Origin of the sequence: Gelidibacter sp., from assembly GCF_035515035.1 — a bacterium.
Classification (GTDB): domain Bacteria; phylum Bacteroidota; class Bacteroidia; order Flavobacteriales; family Flavobacteriaceae; genus Gelidibacter.
The window spans coordinates 1-4,876 of the sequence record NZ_DATJCA010000173.1 but is presented as its reverse complement, the minus strand read 5'-3'; the positions used below and the strand labels follow the sequence as shown (position 1 = coordinate 4,876).

Sequence of the window (4,876 nt, the reverse complement as noted above, 5' to 3'; positions counted from 1 at the left end):
TGTTTATTTTTTATTTTTCTCAACCAAGCTATTAGTGCTGCGTGGTCTGCATGTGCCGAGAGGCCTTGAATTTCTGCTACTTCCATATTAAACGGCACCCATTTGCCATATACTTTTAGCTCTTTATCGCCTTCCAATAATTTTCTTCCGCGCGTTCCTTCCGCTTGGTACCCAACAAAAAGCAACGTGTTATTAGGATTTTGCGCTTGGGTTTCAAGATAATTGAGCATTCTTCCACCTGTGAGCATTCCGCTTCCTGCAATCACGATTTTGGGTTTGTTATCTGTTCTTAATTCCATTGTTTCACGATAGCTGCTAACAACCGTAAAGTGCGAGCACATTTCGTCACATTCATTGTCTTCCAATCTGTGCCAATCCCGAGTTCTATGAAACAGTTCCAATACGTTGGCACCCATCGGACTGTCCATAATCATTTGTACTCTGGGGATTTTCTTTTCTTTCAATAATTTCCAAAAGATGAGCATCATCAATTGGGCACGTTCTACCGAAAAGCTTGGGATAAACAGGCTGCCACCTCTATTGATGGTGTCATTTACCAATTTTTCAATCAGTGGAAGTGCTTCCATTTCATCTGGATGAAACCTTCCTCCATAAGTAGATTCTATAAAAAGCACATCTGCTCTTTTTGGTTTCAGGGGTGGATAAAGCAATAAATCACTGGTTCTTCCAATATCTCCTGAAAAGACAAAACGCTTTCCTTCAACATCCAGCTCGATGAATGTAGCACCAAGAATATGTCCGTTATACTGAAATCGTGCCTTGATACCATCAAATAACGGAATCCATTGTGCTTGTGGAACGTCTTTAAAATGTGGAATGGTTTTTTCTACATCCTTTAAATCGTAAAGCGGTTCTGCCGGACTGTGTTTGGAATAACCTTCCTTGTTTGCTCGCTCTGCTTCCTGTTCCTGTATTTTTCCACTATCGTTCAAAATTATTTTAGCGATATCCAACGTGGGGTTGGTGCCATAGATAGGTCCATTAAAACCTTGTTTTACCAATCGTGGTAGATATCCCGTGTGGTCTAAATGGCCGTGAGTAAGCAATACCATATCAATTTCTGAAACTTTTACAGGTGGGTACTCCCAGTTTTTAAGCCGCAATTCCTTTAAGCCTTGAAAAAGTCCGCAGTCTATCAGTATTTTTTTATCTCCTGTATCCACTAAATATTTTGAGCCAGTTACCGTGCCTGCCGCTCCTAAAAAGTGAATGTTTATTTTATTGTTTTTCATCTTTGTAGTACTTATTTAGTGTCCACCACAGCAGGAAGGTGTGTTTCCTTTATCTTGATTTGATTTGCTCAATTCCACTATTTCTTTATATAGATTACGAGAATCCTCTTTAATAAAAAGAGCCAATTTCTTTACTGATTTAGGTTCAAAGTTAACCATTTCTAATAATATCTCAAGGGCTTCTTCAAGTAGTTTTGGATCATCTTCCAATGCTTGGTAAAATGGCTCCAAATCTATTGTGTTCTGTTTTTGGGTTTCATCTGTTTTCATCTGGTTATTTTAAGATTATTGAACTATTATATCATTTACTCTTAAGTGCTTTGGCACAGCTCTTTTGAATCTGCCAAAATATTTTTGTGCCTTTTTTTGTCAACCCCTATCTGCTCTAATAACGCAGGATTTTCGTGAAGCTCTTTACAGAGCACAATTCCCTTGTCCAATAGCTTTGATTTCTCAGCTTTGGTCAGCGTTGTCAATGCGGTCAATGGGTGCAGACCAGCTTTATCTATTCTGTCTTTTAACCCGTTATCCATTGGGTAATCCCAACTTGTCAATAATAGCCCAACGCATTTACCATATTGTACCGCATCACTTGTAAATCGTGTATTTGTATAGACGCCTCCTTTGTGAAGTTTAGTATCGTGACCTTTTTGGCGTTCCCAATTTTTTTCTACATCTAAAAATCTTGAATTGATGTATAATGGAATCTTCACGTTGCAAACTCGGCCTTGATCGCTATGGTATTTGCATTCAATCATATAATGATTATTGTCTTTTTGCGCTATCACATCTATTTCGTGTTGAACACAATTACCTTGGACAATAACATCAACTTCTGTATCAAAACCTTCGTGTGCCAATAGTTTGCCTACTAATTTTTCAAATGGAAAACCGGTTGGACCTAGTTCCATTAAAGCTTTTTTGAGCTTGTACTTTGAGGCACTTACCCTAGATTTTCGTTTTAGCATCTTGAAAGCCAACTGATAGATTTTTTTGGTTGTCATTCCTTCTTCAATCTGCTCTTGTACTTTCCGGGCTATATCTTGAATAATATCCTCATCTGCCCGTGAACGCCGCAGGGAGTTGATGAGTTTGTTTACATCAAAGGCTTCGTACTCACCAGAGTATTTTTTTATTAAGACTGATTTATTCATTGTTACATTTTAATAGTCATTACTGGTAATTCGGAGTGATTGGTTACACCCTCTGCGATGCTTTTAGAGAATAAGCTTAAAAAGCCTGTACGTCCGTGAGTACACATTGCGATTAAATCGGCATTTTTATATCGTAAATAATTGTTTATCCCTGTTTCTACGTCTGGTTCGTTATATACATTCATTGAGAAGTTATCCAAATCGGGGAATTTTTTCAGGAACTCCTTGATGGGATCCAACCCTTGTTCTATACTGTTAAAATCGGTCTGAGTATTGACCCTCAATAAATGGATATGTGCGCCGCATTTTTCAGCAATCGAAATAACTTGCTTAAATGCATCGCTTACATCTTGAAGAAAATCTGAAACAAAAACGATATCCTTAAAAGGAAAGGATACTTCTTCATCCTTGACTACAACAACTGGTACATCAGCTTTCCTAACAATTTTTTCTACGTTGCTTCCCATTAACTCACGTATACCGCCTCGGGTGCCACTACTTCCCGTGACTATAAAATCGTGATGAAAATGACCCGAATGTTTAAGAATATTTGCCTGACCACCATCAAATTCAAGAAAAGTCCTGCATTCAAGGCCTTGTCGTTCTGCTTTTTTCTCCAGTTCTTTCAGGTAGGCTTTTGCGATGCCTATTTGCTTTACTGTTTCTGGGTACTGTTTTTCTTTTTGTTTATCCAACTTTACCCATTCTACCGGGGTTTTCATCAAATGGAAAAAATGGATTTCGGAATTGTAAAGCTTTGCCATTTCAATTCCGAGTTCTTCTGCTTTATTGCAATTTTTTGAAAAGTCTGTTGGTACGAGTATATTTTTCATAATATTTGTTTTTAACTATTAATTAATGCTAATTTCATTTCCAGAAGGTTTTTGTTTTTCAAAACAATCCAGATTATATATGGTTGTTTCTGCAATATTGGTCAATGCGGTTTTGGTTAAAAAAGCTTGATGACTTGTTATTAGCACATTATTGAAAGTCATTAACCGCGCAATGACATCGTCTTGTAAAATATCTTCGGAATGGTCTTCAAAGAACAATCCTTCTTCTTCCTCATACACATCCAGTCCTAAATACCCTATTTTTTTAGTTTTCAATCCTTCGATAACTGCCTTGGTGTCCACCAACCCACCACGACTTGTATTGATGAGCATTACTCCAGATTTCATTAGTGCTATATGCTCTTTATTTATTAAATGTTTTGTTGAAGCTTTTAATGGCACGTGCAGGCTTATTATATCTGCGTGCTTACAGAGCGTCGCACAATCTGAATAGATTACGCCATATTTATCAATTAGGTCTTTGCTTTCTTCTATATCCTGGGCAAGAATATTGCAGCCGAACCCGTGAAGTATTTTTACGAGTACAGACCCTATTTTTCCTGTTCCAATCACGCCAACGGTTTTCCCATTTAGGTCAAAACCAGTGAGACCGTTTAATGAAAAGTTTTGTTCGCGCACTCTATTGTGGGCTTTAATCAGTCTTCGGTTTAATGCAAGTATCAAAGCCATTGTATGTTCTGCAATGGCATAAGGTGAATAGGCTGGGACACGGGCCACTTTTATATTCAATTCAGCTGCTTTTTCTAAATCGACGTGATTGAAACCTGCCGAACGTAATGCGATAAATTTTATGCCTAGTTTGTGTAAAATATCCAAAACTTCCGAAGAGGCATCGTCACTTGAGAAAAGTGCTATGGCCTTTGAACCTTCTGCCAATAAGGCGGTTTCCTTTGTTAGCCTAAATTCCAGAAAATTCAATTGATGTTTTCCTTTATTAGCGTTTTCAATGGAAGGCTTATCGAATTTATGTGTGCTGTATATTGTTGTTTTCATAATTTATGTTCCAAATAGTTCTAAAAGTTCGTGCAATTCTTTATTGACCTGATGTTGCTTGACCACTTCATTAAAAGGGGTTAAGTGCAATTGATTGTTTAAAATCCCGACCATTACATTCTTTTTACTTTGTAAAAGTGATTTTACGGCTTCCACCCCAAGCCTAATACCCAACATCCTATCTAAAGCAGAAGGATTTCCACCACGCTGTACGTGCCCAAGTTTTGTAATTCGTAAATCGACATTGGGGTTGACTTCCTTTATTTTTGAAGAAACAAGTTCGGCACCTATTTCATCGCCTTCTGAAACCACGACAAGAAAAGCATCTTCGCTATCGTAATTTTTCACTTTATCTAAAAGGTTAATAAAGTCGGTATCGCTCTCTGGGATGAGTATGGCATCAGCGCCAACCATCAATCCTGAATGAATGCCGATATAGCCAGAATCTCTACCCATTACTTCCACGATAAATACCCGATTGTGAGATTCGGCAGTATCCCTTATTTTATCAATGTTTTCAATGGCTGTGTTAACAGCGGAATCGAAACCAAGGGTGTAATCCGTACCCGAAATATCGTTGTCAATAGTCCCGGGAATCCCTACGAATGGGATATCGAATATC

6 protein-coding genes are annotated in these 4,876 nt (G+C 38.0%); all 6 read right to left on the bottom strand.

The features are described 5' to 3' along the window. Positions 1–1,253: MBL fold metallo-hydrolase (locus VLZ86_RS15000; protein WP_325452794.1), on the bottom strand; the 1,253-nt coding region annotated here is incomplete at its 3' end. Between the two features lie 15 nt (positions 1,254–1,268). Continuing rightward, positions 1,269–1,523, bottom strand: a complete 255-nt coding sequence (locus VLZ86_RS14995; RefSeq protein WP_325452792.1) for a hypothetical protein — start codon at positions 1,521–1,523, stop codon at positions 1,269–1,271. 41 nt (positions 1,524–1,564) lie between these two features. Then, complete coding sequence (locus VLZ86_RS14990) at positions 1,565–2,407, bottom strand: restriction endonuclease (protein WP_325452790.1); 843 nt, start codon at positions 2,405–2,407, stop codon at positions 1,565–1,567. 2 nt (positions 2,408–2,409) lie between these two features. After that, positions 2,410–3,240, bottom strand: coding sequence for a universal stress protein (locus tag VLZ86_RS14985; protein WP_325452788.1), 831 nt, complete (start codon positions 3,238–3,240; stop codon positions 2,410–2,412). Positions 3,241–3,258: 18 nt separating this feature from the next. Continuing rightward, positions 3,259–4,254: a 2-hydroxyacid dehydrogenase gene (locus VLZ86_RS14980; RefSeq protein ID WP_325452786.1), complete on the bottom strand. Its 996-nt coding sequence runs from the start codon at positions 4,252–4,254 to the stop codon at positions 3,259–3,261. A gap of 3 nt (positions 4,255–4,257) precedes the next feature. Continuing rightward, positions 4,258–4,876: 6-phosphofructokinase (locus VLZ86_RS14975; RefSeq protein WP_325452784.1), on the bottom strand; the 619-nt coding region annotated here is incomplete at its 5' end.